Origin of the sequence: Salipiger bermudensis (assembly GCF_020171625.1) — a bacterium.
Taxonomy (GTDB): Bacteria; Pseudomonadota; Alphaproteobacteria; order Rhodobacterales; family Rhodobacteraceae; genus Salipiger; species Salipiger bermudensis_B.
The window spans coordinates 101,874-121,972 of record NZ_JAIUZY010000005.1 but is presented as its reverse complement, the minus strand read 5'-3'; the positions used below and the strand labels follow the sequence as shown (position 1 = coordinate 121,972).

Here is a 20,099-nt window from a genome sequence, read left to right as displayed (position 1 = left end):
GCGTGGCGCGGACCCCCGGGGCGCGGCGGCGGACCGCGCAGCGAGTGAGACAGGGAGACGTGGCAATGCCGATCATAACGAGAGCTTTCCGCTGGTTCACCGAAGGGGTTGCCGCGGCGATGATGGCGGCGATCTTCTGCACCTTCGTTCTGCAGATCTTCGTCCGTTACGCCGTCGGTTCGGAATGGTTCACTGCCCTGACAGGCAACGCCATCGACGCCGCCACCTTCGGGTGGACCTTCGAGCTGATCCTCGTGATGTGGCTCTGGACGATCTTCTGGGGCAACGCGTTCATCGTGCAGGACCGGGACCACGTCACGTTCGACATCTTCTACAACACCGCCAGCCCGCGCGCCCGCTCGGTCATGGGCATCATCGGGGCGGTGATCATCGTCGTCGCCCTGTGGGCGTCGATCGGGCCGACCTATGACCGGATGCAGATCCTGCGGCTGAAGTCGTCGGCGACGCTGCCGGTCAAGATGTTGCCGATCTATTCGATCTACTTCTTGTTCCTCGCGGTGGTCGGGCTTCGCTACCTGTGGCGTGCGATCGATATCGCCCGGCATGGGGCAGACAAGGACCTGCACGTGCTTCCCTACGAAAAATCGGTGCGGGACGGAGACCTGAAATGAGCGTCGAACTCCTTGCCATGATCGGCACCCTGTTCCTGCTGGCCGGGATCGGGATGCCCATCGCCTACGCCATCATCGTCGCATCGATGAGCTACATGGTGGTGTCGGGCACTTCCATCGGGCTCGTCGGCAAGACGCTCGTCGACGGCATTTACCAGAGCTTCCTGCTGCTGGCCGTGCCGCTGTTCATCGTCGCCGCGAACATCATGAACGCGGGCACGATCTCGGACCGGCTGCTTGGCTTCTGCGTCGCGACCGTGGGCCGGTTCAAGGGCGGCCTCGGCCATGTCAACGTGATGGCCTCGCTGATCTTTTCCGGCATGTCGGGCTCTGCGGTCGCGGATGCCGCGGGCATCGGCAAGATCATCATCGACATGATGCGCAAGGACGGGCGGTTCCCGGCGGGCTACGCCGCGGCGATCACCGCGGCCTCGGCCACCATCGGCCCGATCATCCCGCCGTCGATCCCGATGGTGCTCTATGCGCTGATCTCGAATGCCTCCATCGGCGCGCTGTTCCTGGGCGGGATCCTGCCCGGCCTTCTGATGGGCGCGGTGTTAATGGCGATGAACTGGTGGATCTCCCACCGGCGCGGCTTTGCCACCGAAGAGCCGGTGGCCATCCGCGACCTGCCGAGGGTCACCGGTCGGGCCTTCCCGGCGCTGCTGATGCCGGCCATCCTGCTCTATGGCATCTATGGCGGGGTCACCACACCGACCGAAGCCGCCGCGGTCGCCGCCGCCTATGCCCTGCTGCTGTCGGTGTTTTTCTACCGGACCCTGAAGGTCAGGACGCTGTATTCGATCCTCGTGGACAGTGCACGGTCGTCCGCGGCGGTCGGGGTCGTGATCGGCGGCGCGCTGATCCTCAACTACATCGTTGCGTCCGAGAACATTCCGGCGGCGCTGGCAAGCTATCTCGACGATGTCGACGTCTCGCCCATCGTCTTCCTGCTGGCCGTCAACCTGCTGCTTCTGGGCCTTGGCTGCCTTTTGGACGCAACGACGATTATCCTCGTGATCGTGCCGCTGTTCATCCCGACCTGCAAACTGCTGGGCATCGATCTGGTGCATTTCGGCGTAGTCGTCGTGGTGAACTGCATGATCGGGCTGATCACGCCGCCCTACGGGATCCTGCTCTTCGTCATCAACGCGGTGACCGGCATCCCGCTGCGCGACATCATTCGCGAAGTTGTGCCGTTCCTCATCGTGCTGGTGGGCGCATTGCTCGCGATCACCCTCTTCCCCGGCATCGTCCTCTTCCTCCCACGTCTGCTCGGCTACGACGGCTGACCGGCTCGCAACTCAAGGTGTCCCCCGTGATCTCCGGCAAAACCCAACTCATCGCCCATCTCGGCTTTCCCACCGAGTCCTTCCGGGCGCCGATGATCTACAACCCGTATTTCGAGAAGCACGGCATCGATGTCACCGTCGTACCGATGGGATGTCGGGCTGAGGATTACGCCGACTTTCTGCGCTCGGTCTTCCGGCTCTCGAACATCAGGGGCGCGCTGGTGACCATGCCGCACAAGGTCACCACCGTGGCCCTTCTGGACGAGGTGCACACGACCGCCGCCGTCGCAGGATCGTGCAATACCGTGCGCCTGAACGCGGAGGGTGGCCTGGTCGGGGACATGTTCGACGGGGAGGGGTTCGTCCGCGGCGCATTGCGCAAGGGGCAGGTGCTCGAGGGGGCGCGCGTCCTCGTGGTGGGCTCGGGCGGGGTCGGCTCGGCGATCGCGGCCTCGATGGCCAAGGCAGGGGTCGCGACACTCGCGCTCTACGACAACCATGCACCGACGATGAACGGACTGGCCGACCACCTGCGCCAGCATTACCCCGCGCTCGAGGTCAGCACGGGATCGAAGGATCCGGCGGGGTTCGACGTTGTCGTCAACGCGACGCCGCTGGGCATGAAGGAGGGCGACCCGCTTCCGATGGATGTCGACCGGATCGCGCCCTCGACCTTCGTCGGCGAGGTCGTGATGAAGCAGGAGATCACCCCGTTCCTCGCCGCCGCCCGCGAGAAGGGCTGCAGGTTTCAGGTCGGCACCGACATGCTGTTCGAACAGATCCCGGCCTATCTGGAGTTCTTCGGGCTTCGCCCCACGACGCCCGACGAGCTGCGCGAGGTCGCGCGGATCTCTTACTGAAGGGAGCGTCGCGGCGGTCGGTTAGACCGTAGACGGGGTGCTATGACGTGGCTTCTCGGGAGGGCGTCAGGCAGATCACCGCGTCTGTCGTGCCTGCGCGGAAATGCGCGGCTTTAGGGGCGGCCCCACCCGGTGGGGCGGACCGCACCGCTTTGACACGCGGCGTGCGCGCGTCACGCCGATCAGATAGGTCCCTCAGGGCTCCACCCGGAACGTCTTGTCGCGCGAGGTGGCTCCGCGCACCAGCGTTAGCTGCGACTTCGGCAGCCCCAGAGCCTTGGCGAGCAGCTTCTGCACGGCGGCGTTGGCCTTGCCGTCCTCCGGCACCGTGGTGACGTAGACCCGCAGCTGGCCGGCTTCTTCGCGGATCTCGTTGCGCGAGGCTTTCGGCGTCACGCGCAGCTCGAGCGTGGCACCGGGGATCGCCAGATGGGGGAGCGTGGCCTTGGCCATGGGAAGGTCCTTCCGGGCTGGGGAGCCTTTCGCTTAGCAGCCGGCCCGGCGCCGGGCAACGCGGGCGGTTGAAACCGGCGGGTTAAAGTCTGACATAGGGGCGGACCGTCAAGGAGATGCCGATGCCCACACCCAACCCCGCCGCGATGGACTTCCTGCTCAGCCGCCGCTCGCGCCCGGCCAAGACGCTGACCGCCCCGGCCCCGGACCGTGCGGCGCTGATGCCGATCCTCACCGCTGCGGCGCGCAGCCCCGATCACGGCAAGCTCGAGCCCTGGCGCTTCATCGTGCTGCAGGGCCCGGCCCTCCAGCGGCTGGCTGCTGCTGCCGCCGAACGGGGCGCGGCGCTCGGCTACGAGCCGGGGCAGGCCGACAAGGCCCGCGCCCAGTTCGCCGACAGCCCGCTCTGCGTGGCGGTGGTCGAATCGCCGAAGGACAGCCCCAAGGTGCCGGCGATCGAGCAGACCTATTCCGCCGGCGCGGTCTGCCTTGCACTGCTGAACGCCGCGCTGGCCAGCGGCTGGGGCGCCAACTGGCTCTCGGGCTGGATCGCCGAGGACCGTCCCTTCCTCGAGGCGACGCTGGGCCTTGCGCCGCAGGAGCGGATCGCGGGGTTCCTGCATATCGGCACCGAAAGCTCGGCCCCGCCCGAGCGCCCGCGCCCGGATCTCGACGCGATCACGGACTGGGTGTCGGAATGATCCCCGCCGCCTCCTTTCTTGCCGCGGTGGGCCAGCTTGGCGACCGCCGGTTCCAGGCGGTGCTGGCCAAGGGGCTGGGCATCACCGTGGCGATCTTCGTGGCGGTCTACGTGGTCTTCGTGCAGGTGGTGGGCTGGTTCCTCGGCGACAGCGTGTCGCTGCCATGGATCGGCACCGTGAGCTGGGTCGACGACGCGATCAGCTGGGGCGCGATCCCGCTGATGCTGCTGCTATCGGTGTTCCTGATGGTGCCGGTGGCCTCGGCGATCACCGGCATTTTCCTCGATGACGTGGCACAGGCGGTCGAAGACCGGCACTACCCGGCGCTTGGCCCCGCGAACGAGCTGTCGCTGATGGACAACATCCGCGATTCGCTGGCCTTCCTCGGGGTGCTCATCGGCGCCAACATCGTGGCGCTGGTGCTCTATATCTTCCTAGCACCGCTGGCGCCGTTCATCTTCTGGGGCCTGAACGGGTTCCTGCTGGGGCGCGAGTATTTCACCCTCGCGGCGATCCGACGGGTCGGGCGCGACGGGGCCGCGCAGCTGCGCAAGCGCTACTTCGTGACGATCTGGATCGCCGGCGTACTGATGGTGGTGCCGCTGACCATCCCTCTGATCAACCTGCTGGTGCCGATCCTCGGCGCGGCGACCTTCACGCACCTGTTCCACCGGCTCGAAGCCAGACGCCTGCGGGCCTGACCTCTTCAAAGCCGGTCGGTGTCATCTGATCTGACGCTGCAACGCGGAGCGGCGCGCCAAGGGCGCGCCGCGCAGGTCATCTCGCCGCAAGGCGGCTCGGGCCCGTGGCGGGCCTGACGCGGGTTACAGACCCGACGGCGGGCCCATGCGGTTGAACATCCAGCTGTCGAGCTCGCGCACCGTGATCCAGCCCGAGATGATGATGCCGGCGATCACCGCCCACAGCGCCAGAGCGATGAGCGTGGTGATCAGCGCCTTGCGCTTGAGGTTGTGCACCTCGGGGCTGCCGGCATGGGTGCCCTCGACGATCTCGCCGCGGTCGCCCTGCGTCTCGAGCCGGAACGGGATCACGATCAGAAACGTCATGAACCAGATCACGGCATAGAGCACGAGTGCGGATGTAAGTCCCATATAAGGCCTCCCTTTGCGACCGAGAGAGCAGGCTCAGACCTGCTCGAGTTCCACCAGCGTGCCCTGAAAGTCCTTGGGATGCAGGAACAGCACCGGTTTGCCATGAGCGCCGATCTTCGGCTCGCCGGAGCCCAGCACGCGGGCGCCGCTCTGCTTCAGGTGATCGCGCGCGGCGAGGATGTCGTCGACCTCGTAGCAGACATGGTGAATGCCGCCAGAGGGATTCTTGTCGAGAAAGCCCTTGATCGGGGAGTCCTCGCCCAGCGGGTAGAGCAGCTCGATCTTGGTGTTGGGCAGTTCGATGAAGATCACCGTGACACCGTGCTCGGGCTCGTCCTGCGGGGCGCCGACCGTGGCGCCAAGCGTGTTGCGGTATTGTGCTGCCGCGGCCTCGAGGTCGGGCACGGCAATGGCGACATGGTTCAGACGGCCGATCATGGCGGGTCTCCTCTCTCAGATCGCGACGGTTATCGCCCGCGGGCGGCAGAGTTCGCAAGATGCTGCGAGCGTTAACCGCCCGTTAGGGGCAACCGGCAATCCTGACCAGAGTGCCAGATGGAGGATCAGAATGACCGACTCGGATGTGCAGACCTACCTGCCGCGCCCCACCGCCACCCGGCCGCTGCTGGGCATGACGGTTCTCGTTGTCGAGGACAGCCGTTTCGCCAGCGACGCCATGCGCCTGCTCTGCCTGCGCAGCGGCGCACGGATCCGGCGCGCCGATTGCCTGTTCTCGGCGCGGCGTCATCTCAACGTCTACCGCCCCACCGTGGCGATCATCGATCTCGGCCTGCCGGATGGCTGCGGCGCCGAGCTGATCTCGGAGATGGTGTCGGCGGCGCCCCGTGTCGGGGTGATCCTCGGCACCAGCGGCGACAGCTTCGCCGAGGATGTGGCGCTGGCGGCCGGGGCGGACGGCTTCCTTGCCAAGCCGGTGGAGAGCGTGCTGCGCTTCCAGTCCGAGATCATCTCGCACCTGCCGCCGGACCGGCGCCCCGCCGGGGTGCGCATGGCCACCGAAGAGCCGGTCTGCCCCGATCCGATGGCCTATCGCGATGACATGGCTCTGGCGGCGGATGTGCTGGACAAGGACGGCGATGCGCAATCGCTCGACTATGTCGCCCAGTTCCTGCGCGGCGTTGCGGTCAGTGCCGGCGACATCGCCCTGCAACGCGCCGCCGAGGAGCTGGCCGAGGCCCGGAGCGAGGGGCGCGCTGCCACGGGCGACATCGCCCGCGTCATGGGCCTCGTGCAGGAAAGGCTCGAGGATCGCGTGGCGATCTGAGCGCTAGGGCAGGGCGAAGAGCAGCACAACCAGCGCCGCCAGCGCCATGGTGCGGCGGTAGAGTGCCAGCCCCCGGGCCAGCGCCTGCGCGTCGGGATCGGGCGCGGCGCCGTTGACCCAGGGCTCGTCGGCGATCAGATCGCCATAGACCCGCGGCCCCGACAGCCGCACCGGCAGCGCGCCGGCCAGCGCCGCCTCGGGCCAGCCGGCATTGGGAGAGCGATGCTGGCGCGCGTCGCGCCGCATCACGCGGATCGCCCGGGCCGGCCGGCCCGAGGCCAGCGCGAAGAGCAACCCGGTGAGCCGCGCAGGCCCCCAGTTCACAAGGTCGTCAAGCCGGGCCGCCGCCTTGCCGAAATCCTCGTAGCGGTCATTGCGGTGGCCGATCATCGAATCCATCGTGTTGATCGCCTTGTAGGCTGCGATTCCGGGCAGGCCGCCGATCACGCCCCAAAGCAGCGGGGCCACGATCCCGTCCGAGCTGTTCTCGGCAAGGCTCTCGAGGGCGGCGCGTGCCACGCCCGCCTGTCCGAGCTTCGTGGGGTCGCGTCCGACGATCATCGAGACCGCCTGCCGCGCCGCGCCCAGATCGCCGCGCGCCAGCGGCCGGGCGACTGCGACCACGTGATCGTGCATCGACCGCACCGCCAGCAGCGGCCAGGCCAGCACCCCGCCAAGGAGCAGACCGGTCAGCCCGTCCGGCAGCATTAGTTGCAGCAACAGTGCCGGGATCAGCACGGCAGTGAGCACGAGGATGACCGTCAGTCCGCCCATCGCGCGGCGCCGGGCCGGCGTCCCCGCGTTCAACCGCAGCTCAAGCGCCGAGATCAGCGCCCCGATCCACACAACCGGATGCCTCAGAGCGGCGAACACCGCCCGGGGCCAGCCGAGGACGCAATCGATTGCGAAGGCCACCGCCATCATGCCGGCAAACATCATGCGCCCGGTCCCGCCCAGTTGGTCGCGATGACCGAAAGGCCACCCTCGTGGCAGCGCAGCCGCGTGACCGACAGCGGCGCAATCTCGAAGCCGAGCCCTGCCGAGGGCAGCTCGAGCGCCAGCCCCAGCGCCGCGCGGGCGGTGCCCGCATGGGCCACCACCGCGACCGGCCCTCCGGCCCGGGCGCGCGCCGCCAGCGCCTTAAGCGCCGGCTGTGCTCGTCTCACCATGGCGGCGAAACTCTCACCCTCCGGCGGGGAATGCGCCGCCAGTGTTTCGCGGTCGAGCACGCCGAGATCTGGCAGCTCCGAGAAGCGCAGCCCGTCATGGGCGCCGAAATCCTGCTCCCAGAGCCGCTCATCGGTGGCCACGACAGTCTCCGGAAACAGCGCGCCGGCGGTCTGGAGGCAGCGCCGGGCCGGGCTGCTCACCACGCTGGAACAGCCCGACAGCCAGCCGCGCAGCGGGGCGAGGTCAGGCTCGGACGGCAGCATGGCGGGCACATCGGTGCGTCCGCAAAGCCGCCCTCCGTGATCGGCGAGGGCGTGGCGGATCAGCAGCAACTCGTTGGTTTCGGGCGGTCTCATGCGGGCTTCCCAAATCGCGCGGAACCTGCTTTGTCACGGAGCCATGGGAAAGTCGATCCTCATCACCGGCGGTGCGCGCTCGGGCAAGAGCCGGCTGGCCGAGCGCATGACGCTCGGGCTGGGCAGCCCGGCGATCTATATCGCCACCGCCGAAGCGCATGACGCCGAGATGACTGAGCGCATCGCCCGCCACCAGGCCCGCCGCGGCCCCGAATGGCACACGATCTCCGAACCGATCAGGCTGGTGCAGGCGCTGAGCGACAGCGACGGCGAGGCGCCGCGGCTGGTCGATTGCCTGACGCTGTGGCTGTCGAACCTGATGCTGGCCGAACGCGACTGGCAGGCAGAGGCCGAGGCGCTGGCGGCGATCCTGCCGGAGCAGCGCGCGCCGGTGGTGTTCGTGACCAATGAGGTCGGGGCCGGGATCGTGCCCGAGAACGCGCTCGCCCGCGCCTTCCGCGACGCGGCGGGGCTGGTGAACCAGACAATTGCCGCCGCCAGCGACGAGCTTTGGCTCAGCGTCGCGGGCTACCCGATGAAGGTGAAATGACCATGACCGACCTGCTGCCGCTCCACGCGCTCGAAGACGCTGCCACGCTTGATCTGCCGTCCTATGACGACGCCGCCGCCGAGGCCGCACGCGCCCGCCAGATGGAGCTCACCAAGCCGCCGGGCTCGCTCGGGCGGCTCGAGGATCTGGCGGAATTCCTCGCCGGCTGGCAGGGGAGGGCGCGGCCCGCGATCGAGCGGGCACAGGCGCTGGTCTTTGCCGGCAATCACGGCGTCTGCGCGCAGGGGGTGAACCCGTTCCCGCAGGAGGTCACCGCGCAGATGGTGGCCAATTTCGAGCGTGGTGGCGCGGCCATCAACCAGCTCTGCGTGCTGAACGGCGCAGAACTCTCGGTGGTGGCGCTCGATCTCGACCGCCCGACCGCCGATGTCACGCAAGCGCCGGCGATGACCGAGGCCGAGACGCTCGAGGCCATGCGCCGCGGGGCCGCCGCGGTCGACCCCGACGCCGACGTGCTGATCCTCGGCGAGATGGGCATCGGCAACTCCACCATCGCTGCGGCGCTGGCGCACGCGGTGTTCGGCGGCGATGCGAAGAGCTGGGTGGGGCGCGGCACCGGCTCGGACACGCCCGCCATCGCGCACAAGGCCGACGTCGTGGCCCGCGCCGTGGCCCTGCACGAGGGGGCGACAGGGCTGCAGATCCTCGCGGCCCTCGGCGGGCGCGAGCAGGCGGCGATCTGCGGCGCGGTGATCGCGGCGCGGCTGGCGCGCATCCCGGTTCTGCTCGACGGCTTCATCTGCACCGCCGCCGTCGCACCGCTGCACGCGGCACGGCCCGGTCTTCTCGATCACTGCCTGATCGGCCATGCCAGCGCCGAGCCCGGCCATCGCGGCATGACCGAGGCGATGGGCAAGCGCCCGATCCTCGATCTGGGCATGGCGCTTGGCGAGGGCTCGGGCGCGGCGCTGGCGCTGGGCGTCCTGCGTGGGGCGCTGGCCTGTCACAATGGCATGGCGACCTTCGCAGAGGCCGGGGTCTCGGGCGGGTGAGGCGGCGGCGCCTCCCCGAGATCCGCCTGGCGCTGATGATGATGACGCGCCTGCCCGTCGGGTCCTTCGAGGGGCCCGCGCCCGAGATCACCCATGCCCGCTGGGCCTTTCCGCTGGCCGGGGTGCCGCTGGCGCTGATCGTCTGGGCGGTGCTGGCGGGGGCGGGGGCGCTGGGCCTGCCGCCGCTCGTCGGCGGGCTGCTGGCGGTCACCGCGCTGGTGCTGGCGACCGGGGGGCTGCACCATGACGGCCTTGCCGATTTCTCCGACGGCATGGGCGGGCGCGACCGCGCGCAGCGGCTCGAGATCATGCGCGACAGCCGGGTCGGCAGCTACGGCGTGCTGGCGCTGATCCTTGCCGTGGGGCTTGGCGCGGCGGCGCTCGCGGCTTTCCCCTCCGGGCCACAGACCGGTCTTGCACTGCTGCTCTGCGCCGTGGTCAGCCGGCTGGCGATCCTCGTGGTGATGGACTGGCTGCCGCCTGCCCGCGATGACGGGCTGGGCCATCTCGCCGCCAGCGCCGGCAAGGACCGGATGTGCTGGCTGCCCGGCGGGCTGCTGTCGCTGCTGATCGTGCCCTTCGTGGGCCTCGCCGGCGTCTTGGCGCTCTTGGTGATGACCGCCGCCGTCTGGATCGTCGGCCAGCGCGCCAAGGCGCGGCTCGGAGGCCAGACCGGCGACGTTCTGGGCGCGGTGCAGCTCTGTTCCGAGATCGCCGGCTGGGTGGTGCTCAGCGCCGCGCTCTGAGCACCCCGAGCCATTGGGTCAGCGGGTCAGCCCAGCGGGTCGGGTGCGATGTTGCCGCCGCAGACCAGCACCGCCACCCGCTCGCCCGGCTCGGGCACGTAGGCGCCCGAGCGCAGCGCGGCGAGCGCCGTGGCACCGGCGGGTTCGACCAGCAGGCGATGGCTTTGCCACAGCGCGGTCTGGGCCTCGGTAATGGCCTCGTCCGCGACCAGGACCGAAGCGCCGAGATGCGCCTGCGCCAGTTCGTGGCAGATGCTGCCCACCCGGCGCGCGCCGAGCGCGTTGGCGGCCACGCCCGAGACCTGCACATCGACCGGCGCCCCGGCGGCGAGACCCGCGTGCAGCGCACAGGAGGTCTCGGGCTCGACCGCGACGACCTTGCGCGTGCCCTGCAGCCAGCCCAGCGATCCGGCGATCAGCCCGCCGCCGCCGACCGCGATCAGCACGGTGTCGGCCTGCAGCCCCTGTTCTTCCCATTCACGCATCAAGGTGCCCTGACCGGCCACCGTGCCGGGGGCGTCGTAGGCGTGGACCTGCATCGCGCCGGTCTCGGCCTCGTAGGCGCGGGCCGCGTCGAGCGCGTTGGCGTATTCGCCCGGCACCACGGTCAGCGCCGCGCCGGTGCGCTCGATCAGCGCGATCTTGGCGGGGCCGGCCATCTCGGGCACGAAGATCTGCGCCTTGTGGCCAAGCCGGGTCGCGGCATAGGCGACCGCCGCGCCGTGGTTGCCGCCCGAGGCCGCGACTACGCCCGCCTCGGGCACCGGCTCGGACAGCAGCGTGTTGAAGGCCCCGCGCGCCTTGAAGCTGCCGGTGTGCTGGAGCTGTTCGAGCTTGAGCTCGACGGGGCGCGTCCAGAGCGTGGCGGTCGTCATGGTGGGGGTGATCTGAGCGTGGCCCTCGATCCGGGTGGCGGCGCTCGAGATTGCGTGTTTCCAGTTCATTTCCGGTCTTCCGATAGTGTCGCGGCAGATCGGCACGCTATAGTCAGTCTAAAGGCAGGACAAGGATACCCCAGAGCATGAACGACGAACGCCATTCCATCTTTCGCGACGCGGGGCGCGATCGGAAGACCGCCGAGGACATTCCCGACACGCCGCAGACTCGCGCTCCCTCGTACCGGCTCGCTTTCGCCGACGAGGGGTTTCTGTGCCGCGAAGAGCTGCGCCCGGTACGCCTCCAGCTCGAGCTGCTCAAGCCGCAGCTCCTGATGGACGAACACCAGATCGACTCGACCGTGGTGCTGTTCGGCGGCGCCCGCATTCCGTCGCCCGCCGAGAAAGCCGGGGCGCGCACGCAGACGCTGGCCGACCTGTCGCATTTCTACGAGGAAGCGCGGCTCTTCGCGCAGAAGATGACCGAAAAGTCGCTGGCCTCGGGCAACCGCGAATTCGTGGTCACCACCGGCGGCGGCCCGGGCGTGATGGAGGCCGGCAACCGCGGCGCGGAGGAGGCCGGCGGTGTGTCGATCGGGCTCAACATCGTGCTGCCGCACGAGCAGGCGCCGAACGAATACGTGACCCCGGATCTGTGCTTCAACTTCCATTACTTCGCGATCCGCAAGATGCACTTCCTGATGCGCGCGCGGGCGATCTGCGTGTTCCCCGGCGGCTTCGGCACGCTGGACGAGATGTTCGAGGCGCTCACCCTGATCCAGACCGGGCGCATGGAGCGAGTGCCGTTCCTGCTGTTCGGGCGGGCGTTCTGGGAAAAGATCATCAACTGGGAGGCGCTCGAGGACGCGGGCACCATCAGCCCCGAGGATCTCGACCTGTTCCGCTTCGTGGAGACCGCCGACGAGGCTGCCGCGATCATCGAGGAGTGGGACCCGGCGCCGCCGCGCGACGATATTCCGGGGCGCTGAGTCGCTGCCTGAAACGAGAAAGGGAGGCCATCGGCCTCCCTTTTTTCTATGCCCGTATGCGGGGAGCCAGCCTCAAACGCGCTGCTTTTCCCCGGCGTTCTCGTCCGATTCGTGGCGCTCGACCCAGCGAGAGATGATGCCGCGGGCCATGGGTTCGTCGAGCGTTCCGATGGCCTGACGAAGATCCTTGAGGGCGGTGGCGATCTCGAACTCGGACAGGTAGCTTTCCTGCGCGCGCATGATCTTGTGGTGCGGCGTGGTCAGCATGTCGGAGGAGATCAGCAGCTCTTCGTGCAGCTTCTCGCCCTTGCGCAGGCCGGTGACCTGGATCTCGATATCACCGTCGGGATTGTTGGCGTTGCGCACGGTATAGCCGGCGCCTTCGATCATCTGCCGAGCAAGCTTGTGGATCGGCACCGGGTCGCCCATGTCGAGCACGAAGACATCGCCGCCACGCGCAAAGGAGCCGGCGAGCAGGACCAGTCGGGCGGCCTCCGAGATGGTCATGAAGTAGCGGGTGACCCGTTCGTCGGTGAGGGTGACCGGCCCGCCGCGGGCGATCTGCTCTTCGAAGAGGGGGATCACCGAGCCCGAAGAGCCCAGCACGTTGCCGAAGCGCACCATCGAGAAGCGGGTGCCGCTGCTGCGGGTGGCGAGATCCTGAACGATCAGCTCGGCCAGCCGCTTGGAGGCGCCCATCACGTTGGTCGGGCGCACCGCCTTGTCGGAGGAGACGAGGATGAAGCGCTCGACCCCGGCCTCGCGCGCGGCCTCGGCGAGGACCTTGGTGCCGATGACGTTGTTGTTCATGCCGGAGAGCACGTTGCATTCGACCAGCGGCAGGTGCTTGTAGGCGGCGGCGTGCAGCACCACCTCGATCTCGTGCTCGCGCATCAGATCCGCCATCAGCGTCTCGTCGAGGACCGAGCCCAGCACCGGCACGATGGTCATGTTGCTGGCGAGATCGCGCAGTTCCTTGTCGATGTTGTAGAGGCTCAGCTCGGCATGATCGACCAGCACCACGCAGTCGGGCTTGCAGGCGATGAGCTGGCGGCACAGCTCGGAGCCGATCGAGCCGCCGGCACCGGTCACCAGAATGCGGCGGCCGCTATAGGCGTGGCTGACGCCGGGAAGCTCGGACTCGAGGCGGTTGCGCCCGAGCAGATCGTCGAGCGACACCGGCGCGACGCGCTTGCGCAGCTCGCCCTCGCCGACCAGCTCGGCAAAGGAGGGCAGGGCGTGCACTTCGCAGCCGATCATGCGCAGGCGATGGGCGATGCGGGCCAGCTGGGGCTGGCTGATCGACGGCATGGCAAGCACGACACGGTCGATGCGCTTGCGGGTCACCAGATCGCCGATCGCCGAGGGGGCGTGCACTCTCAACCCCGCGACCATCTTGCTCTGCAGAGTCGGGTTGTCGTCGACGAACAGCACCGGCTCGACCGCGCGATCGTGGCGCAGTGCCGCCACCAGTTGCTGACCGGTCTGCCCGGCGCCGTAGATCAGCACCCGCATCCGGGTCTGGCCGCGGCGATAGATCTCGAGCAGGACCTGACGCAGGGCGATGCGCCACGTGGCGCAGAGCACCAGCAGCAGTAGAGCAAAGTTCACATGGACCGGCATCGACAGGCTCGGCGCGATCAGGCCGTCGAGCCCCACGCTGAGCACGCCGCAGGTCGCCGCAAAGGCCGCGGTGCGGGTGACGCCGCGGATATCGTAGGCGTTCAGCGTGAAGAGCGGCAGGCCGATCCACCACGACGCGGCGCTGCCCGCTGCCACGAGCACCGCCAGCATCGGCGCGATCTGCAGGGCCGAGGAGCCATCTGGGCTCATCTGGCCGGTCAGTACCAGCGCGGTGAAGAACGCGATCGCGATGGCCGCCGAATCCATGAGGAGGAAGAAGAGTTGCTTTTGCGCTCGCGTCAAAGTTGTGACGATCTTGTAGAGCTTCTGCAGCATGTCTTCCTGTCCTTGACGAACGAAGTTCGTTTAATTCGCGCATTCAAACGGCTGGAGGATCGAGCTTTTGGCCGGCCCGACGGGCGGCGCCAGTCTGTGCCCAACGCGTCCTCAAATCCAGCTCTCGTTTACGCGAGTGCCTAATCTCTATACAAGGTGGATTTGCTGCAACTGCGAGAATTGGCGGGTTTTCACCGATTTGACCCCGGTTTTGCCGTCGAAAGCGGCGCTCGCCGCCGTTTGCAGCAGATCCGACCGGTGACGGAACCCCGGTTTCACACCCCATCTCTCCGAAGCCCCTTTCGCTGAAGGGGGGCATGAGGTATCACGCGCGCCAATCCGACGTGCCGCGGGAGCCGTGCGCACGCGTATTGCAAACGAAGGAGAGCCAGATGGGCTATAAGGTCGTTGTCGCAGGCGCCACGGGCAACGTGGGTCGTGAAATGCTGAACATCCTCGCCGAGCGCGAGTTTCCGGTGGACGAGATCGCGGTGCTGGCATCGCGCCGTTCGCTCGGCACCGAAGTGAGCTTCGGCGACAAGACACTCAAGACCCAGGACCTCGCCACGTTCGATTTCACCGGCTGGGACATGGCGCTCTTCGCCATCGGGTCCGACGCGACGAAAGAGTACGCGCCCAAGGCCGCCGCCGCGGGCTGCGTGGTGATCGACAACTCGTCGCTCTACCGCTACGATCCGGACGTGCCGCTGGTCGTGCCCGAGGTGAACGCAGACGCGGTGCTGGGCTATTCCAAGAAGAACATCATCGCCAACCCCAACTGCTCGACCGCGCAGATGGTGGTGGCGCTCAAGCCGCTGCATGACCGCGCGAAGATCAAGCGCGTCGTGGTCTCGACCTACCAGTCGGTCTCCGGCTCGGGCAAGGAAGGCATGGACGAGCTCTGGGATCAGACCAAGGCGGTCTACAACCCTGTCTCCGAGGTGCCGCCGAAGAAGTACCCCAAGCAGATCGCGTTCAACGTGATCCCGCACATCGACGTCTTCATGGAAGACGGCTCCACCAAGGAAGAGTGGAAGATGGTCGCCGAGACCAAGAAGATCGTCGACCCGTCGATCAAGGTCACCGCGACCTGTGTGCGGGTGCCGGTCTTTGTCGGGCACGCCGAGGCGATCAACATCGAGACCGAGGATTTCCTCGATGAGGACGAGGCCCGCGATATCCTGCGCGAGGCGCCGGGCATCATGGTCGTCGACAAGCGCGAGGACGGCGGCTACGTCACGCCGGTGGAATGCGTCGGCGATTTCGCCACCTTCATCAGCCGCATCCGTCAGGACTCGACGATCGAGAACGGTCTGAACTTCTGGTGCGTGTCGGACAACCTGCGCAAGGGCGCGGCGCTGAACGCGGTGCAGATCGCCGAGGTTCTCGGCCAGAAGGTCCTGAGGAAGGGCTGATCTTTCTGCCACTTCGTTGAGCTGACCATGACGGGGCCCTCGCGGGCCCCGTTTTCGTTTCGGGGCAAAGGCCGGGGGCAGGCTCTCCGAACGGACAGGTGCGCTCGACCGTTGGCCTTCGGTCCTAGCCGTCGGCCCGATGGCGAGGGCGCGGGCGAGCCGGCTAGAACAGGGAGGAGGCGGAGAGCCCGCCATGTCCCTGGCCAATACGGCCCCCGTCCTTACGGAGGAAACCGGTTATGACCATCGATTTTCTCGCGCGCGCCCGCGATCGTCGCATCGAAGCCCTGATCGCCCGCAGCCTGTTGCTCTCCATCCGCCACCGGCGCCCGCCATCGCGGGTCCTCAGGCGGTGGCTGCGTGGGCTCCGCAGGCGCAAGGCCCTCGCTCCCCTCGCTCCCCTCGCGCCCCGTTCGCCCGATGTCTCTCTCGCTCTCTCCGGGGTAACGGGGCGCGGCGTGCCCGGGTGCCGGTTCGGCACGCTGGGCGCCGGCCCGTCAGGTTGCGTTCCGGTGCTTGCCGTTGCGCGGCCTGACGGAGCGTCTGTGACGGTGTTCGGGCGCAAGCGGCGGTCTGCGGTCATAAAGACCCTGCGTGCCCGGGCCCGACAGTGCTGTGCCGAGCGTGGAGACTGCTCATGTTGCCCGGGATGAGCCGCGCGCCTCAATCAGGTCCAATTCAAAGTGCAATTTAATCAAACTGGTAAGGAGATGACAGATGCGTAACGAGTTCCGCGCCAGCGTTGGCGCCGCCCCCCTGACCATGCAACTCGACTGCGAGAGCGCGGCCCTGCTTCGGCAGATCCTGCTGCCGGTCGTCGAGGCCGCCACCGACTGGCCGGGCCTCGCGGGGGCGCTGGCCCGCAAGGGCTATGGCCTGACCTTCCGCAGGGGCCGCATGGTGATCGTGCAGAACGAGACCGGCCGGCCCGTCAGCACCGGGCGTGGTCTCGGGATGCCGCTCGCCGGGCTTGCGGCCCGTCTGGGCCGCCCGTCCCTGCGGCTCAGCCGAGACGGATGCTCGGCTGAACTGCACGCCTGAGCGCGGCTCAGATTTCCTCGAAGCGACCGATCTTCGGGTCGAAGACCTCGATGTTGCCCTTGCCGATCTCGTGCCAGACACCGTGCAGGGTCAGCTCCTGGTTCTCGACCGCTTCGCGCACGAAGGGGAAGGTCATCAGGTTCTCAAGCGAGGTCAGCACCGCCTGATGCTCGAGCGCCTTCGAGATCTCGTCCTCGGGCAGGTCCTTCACCTTCTCGTAGCCGGGGCGGAGGATGTCCATCCAGCGGCCGACGAAGCTCGATTTCTCCTCCAGCGCCGGCGCCCGGCCCGAGCACATGTCGAGACAACCCTGCACGCCGCCGCAGCTCGAGTGGCCCATGACGATGACATGCGCCACCTTGAGCGCGGTCACCGCGTATTCCACCGTGGCCGAGGTGCCATGGTGGTCGCCATCGGGCTCGTAGGGCGGCACCAGATTGGCGACGTTGCGGTGGATGAAGAACTCGCCGGTGTCGGCCCCGAAGATCGAGGTCACGTGCACGCGGCTGTCGCAGCAGGAGATGATCATGGCGCGGGGATGCTGACCCTCCGAGGCCAGTCGTTTGAACCATGCATGGTTCTCGGCATAGCTCGTCGCTTTCCATCCATGAAAGCGCTGCACGAGATATTGCGGAAGCGGCTTTGCGTCCTGCATGTCATTCTCCTGTTCACGTCACGCACCGGCCCCGGAAATACGCTGGATCCAGTAAGAATTCGAGAGAATAAATGCATTCCGCGTAACCTTTTGGGAAGACCTTGCCTCTATCTCTTCTCCGCGGTCGGGGCAGGTGAAGCAGGGAGGCTGCGGTGGATCAGGTGGCAAGGCTGTCGCCGCGCGAACCGGCCGCGGTCGATCCGGACCGCCTCGTGCAGCTTTATGAACGCTTCGGCGCGCAGCACGGCGAGGATCTGGTGTGCCGCGCGATGGAAGAACTGGCCGTCTGCCTCGGGCAGGCCGGGCGCCTCTACGAGGCCGGAAACCGCGACGAACTGCGTCACTGCGCCGGCGTGCTTGCCTCTCTGGCGGACGAGATCGGCATGACGGCGCTACGCCGCGTCGCCGAGAGCGTTGCGCTCTGTATCGATCGCGCCGACGCTGTGGCACTGGCGGCGGTGCTGGCGCGCATGGCGCGGGTCGGCGAGCGCTCGCTCTACGCGATATGGGATTTGCAGGACCTCACGATCTGACGGCGAGGGCGGCTCCGGCGGGCAGGGCGGCTCTGCCTTGCTGGGCACACCAGCGGAGGGCCTGTCCGGCGCCGGAAAGCCGCTGTCGCGCGCGCATCTCCCGGAGGGCCTTGCAGGTGCGGCGGGCTGCGCTAGGCTCGCGCCAATTGTCTCCCCTCCTAGAAAGGCCCCCTCCCATGCCGTTCCGTTTCGCCGATCCCTCGACCCCCTCTCTGCCCCTGCACCTGATCGAGGCCGACGGGCTCGCGGGGTGGCTCGAAGACCAGCCAGAGGCATGGCGTGGCTGGGTCGAGACCAGCGGGTTCTCCGGTGCCATCGGCGAGGCGCTGATCCTGCCCGGCTCCGACGGCACCCCCGCCGCGGCGATCGCGGGCTACGGCACGCCGGCCGCGCGCCGCCGCGGACGGTTCGCGCTGGCCGCCGCGGTGGCGCGGCTCGGCACCGGCACCTATCGCATTGCCAGCGGCCTGCCCGAGGCCGCCGCCGCCGAGGAGGCGCTTGGCTGGTTGCTCGCGGGCTACCGATTCACCCGCTACGCCGGCAGCAACGCCACCGGCGCGCAGCTCGTTGCGCCCGAGGGCGTCGACTCCGCGCGGATCGAGATCCTTGCCGAAGCCGAGGCGCTGACCCGCGATCTGGTGAACACCCCGGCCTCCGACATGGGCCCGCAGGAGCTCGAAGACGCGGCCCGCGCGCTGGCCGGAGAATTCTCGGCACAGATCGAGGTGATCGCCGGCGCGGAGCTGGAGCAGGGCTTCCCGATGATCCACACGGTCGGCCGCGCCAGCACCCGCGCGCCGCGCCTCATCGACATGCGCTGGGGCGAGGAAGGCCCGACGCTGACGCTGGTCGGCAAGGGGGTCTGCTTCGACACCGGTGGCATCAACCTCAAGCCGGGCAGCTCGATGGGGCTGATGAAGAAGGACATGGGCGGCGCCGCCAACGTGCTCGGGCTGGCCCGCGCGATCATGGCGCTGGACCTGCCGCTGCGTCTGCGGGTGCTGATCCCGGCGGTGGAAAATGCCGTGGCGGGCGATGCCTTCCGCCCGCAGGACATCCTGACCTCGCGCAAGGGGCTGACGGTCGAGATCAACAACACCGACGCTGAAGGCCGGCTGGTGCTGGCCGATGCGCTCGCGTTGGCCGACGAGGAGACGCCCGACCTTATCGTGTCGATGGCCACCCTGACCGGGGCGGCGCGGGTCGCGGTCGGGGCGGACCTTGCACCGTTCTACACCGATGACGAGCCGCTGGCGGCGGCGCTGGCAGGCGCGGGCACCGCGCAGGCCGACCCGCTCTGGCGGATGCCGTTCTGGGAGCCCTACGAGGCGAAGATCGAGCCCGGCATCGCCGATCTCGACAACGCGCCGGCGGGCGGCATGGCCGGCTCGATCACCGCGGCGCTGTTCCTGCGCCGCTTCGTGACCGACAGCCCGCGCTACGCGCATTTCGACATCTACGCCTGGAACCCGTCGCCGCTGCCGGCGCGGCCCAAGGGCGGCGTGGGGCAGGGCCCGCGCGCAATCCTCGCGGCCCTGCCGGAGGTGCTGGGCCTGTGAGCGACCGGCGCCTGACCGCCGCCAACGACCGGGTCGTCGCCCGGTCGCTGGCGGCGCAGTTTCCCGAGCTGACGCCGGTCGACCCGGTGGCGTCCTTCGTCTGCGCGCCGGTGGTCGACCTGCTAGGCCGACCGGGCGGCGGGCGCGAGCGTCAGCTGCGCTATGGCGACGCGTTCGAGCTGCTTGAAACCCGCGACGGCATGGGCTTTGGCCTCGCCCCCGGTGCGGGCTACGCGGGCTGGGTTGAGTCCGAGGCGCTCAGGCCCGCCACCGCGCGCGGCACACCCACCCATCGCGTAGCCGTCCGTCAGACCCACGCCTACCCGGCGCCCAACTTCAAGGCGCACGAGAGCTGCGCCCTGTCGCATCTCTCGTCACTGGTGGTCACGGGCCGCGACGGGCGGTTCTGCGAGACCGAGCTTGGCTGGGTGCCGGCAATGCACCTGACCGAGGCATTGGCGTCCGATCCGGTGGCCGAGGCGGCGCGCTATCTCGGCACGCCCTATCTCTGGGGTGGCAACTCGGGCTTCGGCATCGACTGTTCCGGGCTGGTGCAGGCCGGGCTTTCGGCCTGCGGCATCGCCTGCCCGGGAGACAGCGACCTGCAGGAAAAGGCTCTGGGTGAGACGCTGGCGCCGGGCAGCGCGCCCCGGCGCGGAGACCTGTTGTTCTGGAAGGGCCACGTGGCGTGGGTCTCGGACCCCGAGACCATCCTGCACGCCAATGCCCATCACATGGCGGTGGCCTACGAGGGGCTGTCCGAGGCGGTGGCGCGGATCGAGGCGCAGGGCGACGGCCCGGTCACCCGGCACGCGCGGTTGGGATAAGACCACGCTCAGGGCCGGGGTATGGAGCCTGTCCCGGGCGCCGGCCGGTCTGGAGCGCCCGGGCCACCCCCGCGCA

23 protein-coding genes are annotated in these 20,099 nt (G+C 68.5%); 15 read left to right on the top strand and 8 right to left on the bottom strand.

Going from position 1 to position 20,099, the window contains the following annotated elements; genetic code table 11:
- The first annotated feature begins 65 nt into the window (after positions 1-65).
- From LCM15_RS09985 to LCM15_RS09975, 3 genes are read left to right on the top strand one after another with little or no spacing between them, the layout of a single operon-like run.
- The gene (locus LCM15_RS09985; RefSeq protein WP_224855944.1) at positions 66-632 is read left to right on the top strand and encodes a TRAP transporter small permease; all 567 of its coding nucleotides are present in this window, start codon (positions 66-68) and stop codon (positions 630-632) included.
- Entirely contained in the window at positions 629-1,924 is a 1,296-nt protein-coding gene (locus LCM15_RS09980) for a TRAP transporter large permease (protein WP_224855942.1), read from the top strand. Before LCM15_RS09985 ends, LCM15_RS09980 begins: the two co-directional genes overlap by 4 nt.
- A 26-nt stretch (positions 1,925-1,950) precedes the next feature.
- The gene (locus tag LCM15_RS09975; RefSeq protein ID WP_224855940.1) at positions 1,951-2,784 is read left to right on the top strand and encodes a shikimate dehydrogenase family protein; all 834 of its coding nucleotides are present in this window, start codon (positions 1,951-1,953) and stop codon (positions 2,782-2,784) included.
- Positions 2,785-2,979: 195 nt separating this feature from the next.
- Here LCM15_RS09975 and LCM15_RS09970 read toward each other — a convergent pair whose 3' ends face one another.
- Positions 2,980-3,237: a DUF167 domain-containing protein gene (locus LCM15_RS09970; RefSeq protein WP_224855938.1), complete on the bottom strand. Its 258-nt coding sequence runs from the start codon at positions 3,235-3,237 to the stop codon at positions 2,980-2,982.
- Positions 3,238-3,359: 122 nt separating this feature from the next.
- Between LCM15_RS09970 and LCM15_RS09965 the strand changes: the two genes are divergently transcribed.
- Together LCM15_RS09965 and LCM15_RS09960 are read left to right on the top strand one after the other, a co-directional pair.
- Complete coding sequence (locus LCM15_RS09965) at positions 3,360-3,938, top strand: nitroreductase (RefSeq protein WP_224855937.1); 579 nt, start codon at positions 3,360-3,362, stop codon at positions 3,936-3,938.
- Positions 3,935-4,639 carry an EI24 domain-containing protein gene (locus tag LCM15_RS09960; RefSeq protein WP_224855936.1) on the top strand — a complete coding sequence of 235 codons (705 nt, stop codon included), beginning with the start codon at positions 3,935-3,937 and terminating at the stop codon, positions 4,637-4,639. The genes LCM15_RS09965 and LCM15_RS09960 overlap by 4 nt, the downstream gene beginning before the upstream one ends.
- Before the next feature lie 123 nt (positions 4,640-4,762).
- Here the strand turns inward: LCM15_RS09960 and LCM15_RS09955 are convergent, their stop codons facing one another.
- Positions 4,763-5,050, bottom strand: a complete 288-nt coding sequence (locus LCM15_RS09955) for a DUF1467 family protein (protein WP_224855935.1) — start codon at positions 5,048-5,050, stop codon at positions 4,763-4,765.
- Positions 5,051-5,083: 33 nt separating this feature from the next.
- Complete coding sequence (gene mce / locus LCM15_RS09950; protein WP_224855934.1) at positions 5,084-5,488, bottom strand: methylmalonyl-CoA epimerase; 405 nt, start codon at positions 5,486-5,488, stop codon at positions 5,084-5,086.
- A gap of 130 nt (positions 5,489-5,618) precedes the next feature.
- Between mce and LCM15_RS09945 the strand changes: the two genes are divergently transcribed.
- Positions 5,619-6,335, top strand: coding sequence for a response regulator (locus LCM15_RS09945; protein ID WP_224855933.1), 717 nt, complete (start codon positions 5,619-5,621; stop codon positions 6,333-6,335).
- Positions 6,336-6,338: 3 nt separating this feature from the next.
- Here the strand turns inward: LCM15_RS09945 and cbiB are convergent, their stop codons facing one another.
- Positions 6,339-7,274 carry an adenosylcobinamide-phosphate synthase CbiB gene (cbiB, locus tag LCM15_RS09940; RefSeq protein WP_224855932.1) on the bottom strand — a complete coding sequence of 312 codons (936 nt, stop codon included), beginning with the start codon at positions 7,272-7,274 and terminating at the stop codon, positions 6,339-6,341.
- A complete protein-coding gene (locus LCM15_RS09935) occupies positions 7,271-7,861 on the bottom strand; it encodes a histidine phosphatase family protein (protein ID WP_224855930.1) in 591 nt (196 codons plus the stop codon). Before LCM15_RS09935 ends, cbiB begins: the two co-directional genes overlap by 4 nt.
- A gap of 43 nt (positions 7,862-7,904) precedes the next feature.
- On the opposite strand from LCM15_RS09935, the gene cobU reads away from it, so the two are divergent.
- The 3 genes from cobU to cobS are packed head-to-tail and all read left to right on the top strand — an operon-like array spanning position 7,905 to position 10,170.
- Positions 7,905-8,411, top strand: a complete 507-nt coding sequence (cobU, locus tag LCM15_RS09930) for a bifunctional adenosylcobinamide kinase/adenosylcobinamide-phosphate guanylyltransferase (protein WP_224855928.1) — start codon at positions 7,905-7,907, stop codon at positions 8,409-8,411.
- A 2-nt stretch (positions 8,412-8,413) separates the two neighbouring features.
- Positions 8,414-9,424 (top strand): nicotinate-nucleotide--dimethylbenzimidazole phosphoribosyltransferase, encoded by a 1,011-nt coding sequence (gene cobT / locus LCM15_RS09925; protein ID WP_224856661.1) that lies wholly within the window; start codon positions 8,414-8,416, stop codon positions 9,422-9,424.
- Positions 9,421-10,170, top strand: coding sequence for an adenosylcobinamide-GDP ribazoletransferase (gene cobS / locus LCM15_RS09920; protein WP_224855926.1), 750 nt, complete (start codon positions 9,421-9,423; stop codon positions 10,168-10,170). The genes cobT and cobS overlap by 4 nt, the downstream gene beginning before the upstream one ends.
- Positions 10,171-10,196: 26 nt before the next feature.
- On the opposite strand, the gene LCM15_RS09915 is transcribed toward cobS, so the two are convergent.
- Positions 10,197-11,114 (bottom strand): threonine/serine dehydratase, encoded by a 918-nt coding sequence (locus tag LCM15_RS09915; protein WP_224855924.1) that lies wholly within the window; start codon positions 11,112-11,114, stop codon positions 10,197-10,199.
- A 77-nt stretch (positions 11,115-11,191) separates the two neighbouring features.
- Here LCM15_RS09915 and LCM15_RS09910 point away from each other — a divergent pair, with 77 nt between their 5' ends.
- Complete coding sequence (locus LCM15_RS09910; protein ID WP_224855922.1) at positions 11,192-12,034, top strand: TIGR00730 family Rossman fold protein; 843 nt, start codon at positions 11,192-11,194, stop codon at positions 12,032-12,034.
- Between the two features lie 72 nt (positions 12,035-12,106).
- Here LCM15_RS09910 and LCM15_RS09905 read toward each other — a convergent pair whose 3' ends face one another.
- Complete coding sequence (locus LCM15_RS09905; protein ID WP_224855920.1) at positions 12,107-13,993, bottom strand: polysaccharide biosynthesis protein; 1,887 nt, start codon at positions 13,991-13,993, stop codon at positions 12,107-12,109.
- Positions 13,994-14,385: 392 nt separating this feature from the next.
- Between LCM15_RS09905 and LCM15_RS09900 the strand changes: the two genes are divergently transcribed.
- Positions 14,386-15,408: an aspartate-semialdehyde dehydrogenase gene (locus tag LCM15_RS09900; protein WP_224855919.1), complete on the top strand. Its 1,023-nt coding sequence runs from the start codon at positions 14,386-14,388 to the stop codon at positions 15,406-15,408.
- Between the two features lie 717 nt (positions 15,409-16,125).
- Positions 16,126-16,449 carry a hypothetical protein gene (locus tag LCM15_RS09895; protein WP_224855917.1) on the top strand — a complete coding sequence of 108 codons (324 nt, stop codon included), beginning with the start codon at positions 16,126-16,128 and terminating at the stop codon, positions 16,447-16,449.
- Between the two features lie 7 nt (positions 16,450-16,456).
- On the opposite strand, the gene LCM15_RS09890 is transcribed toward LCM15_RS09895, so the two are convergent.
- Positions 16,457-17,104: a carbonic anhydrase gene (locus LCM15_RS09890; protein ID WP_224855915.1), complete on the bottom strand. Its 648-nt coding sequence runs from the start codon at positions 17,102-17,104 to the stop codon at positions 16,457-16,459.
- A gap of 152 nt (positions 17,105-17,256) precedes the next feature.
- Here LCM15_RS09890 and LCM15_RS09885 point away from each other — a divergent pair, with 152 nt between their 5' ends.
- From LCM15_RS09885 to LCM15_RS09875, 3 genes are all read left to right on the top strand, one after another.
- The gene (locus LCM15_RS09885) at positions 17,257-17,637 is read left to right on the top strand and encodes a hypothetical protein (RefSeq protein WP_224855913.1); all 381 of its coding nucleotides are present in this window, start codon (positions 17,257-17,259) and stop codon (positions 17,635-17,637) included.
- 176 nt (positions 17,638-17,813) lie between these two features.
- Positions 17,814-19,196 (top strand): leucyl aminopeptidase family protein, encoded by a 1,383-nt coding sequence (locus LCM15_RS09880; RefSeq protein ID WP_224855911.1) that lies wholly within the window; start codon positions 17,814-17,816, stop codon positions 19,194-19,196.
- Positions 19,193-20,023, top strand: a complete 831-nt coding sequence (locus LCM15_RS09875; protein ID WP_224855909.1) for an NlpC/P60 family protein — start codon at positions 19,193-19,195, stop codon at positions 20,021-20,023. Before LCM15_RS09880 ends, LCM15_RS09875 begins: the two co-directional genes overlap by 4 nt.
- The last annotated feature ends 76 nt before the right edge of the window (positions 20,024-20,099 follow it).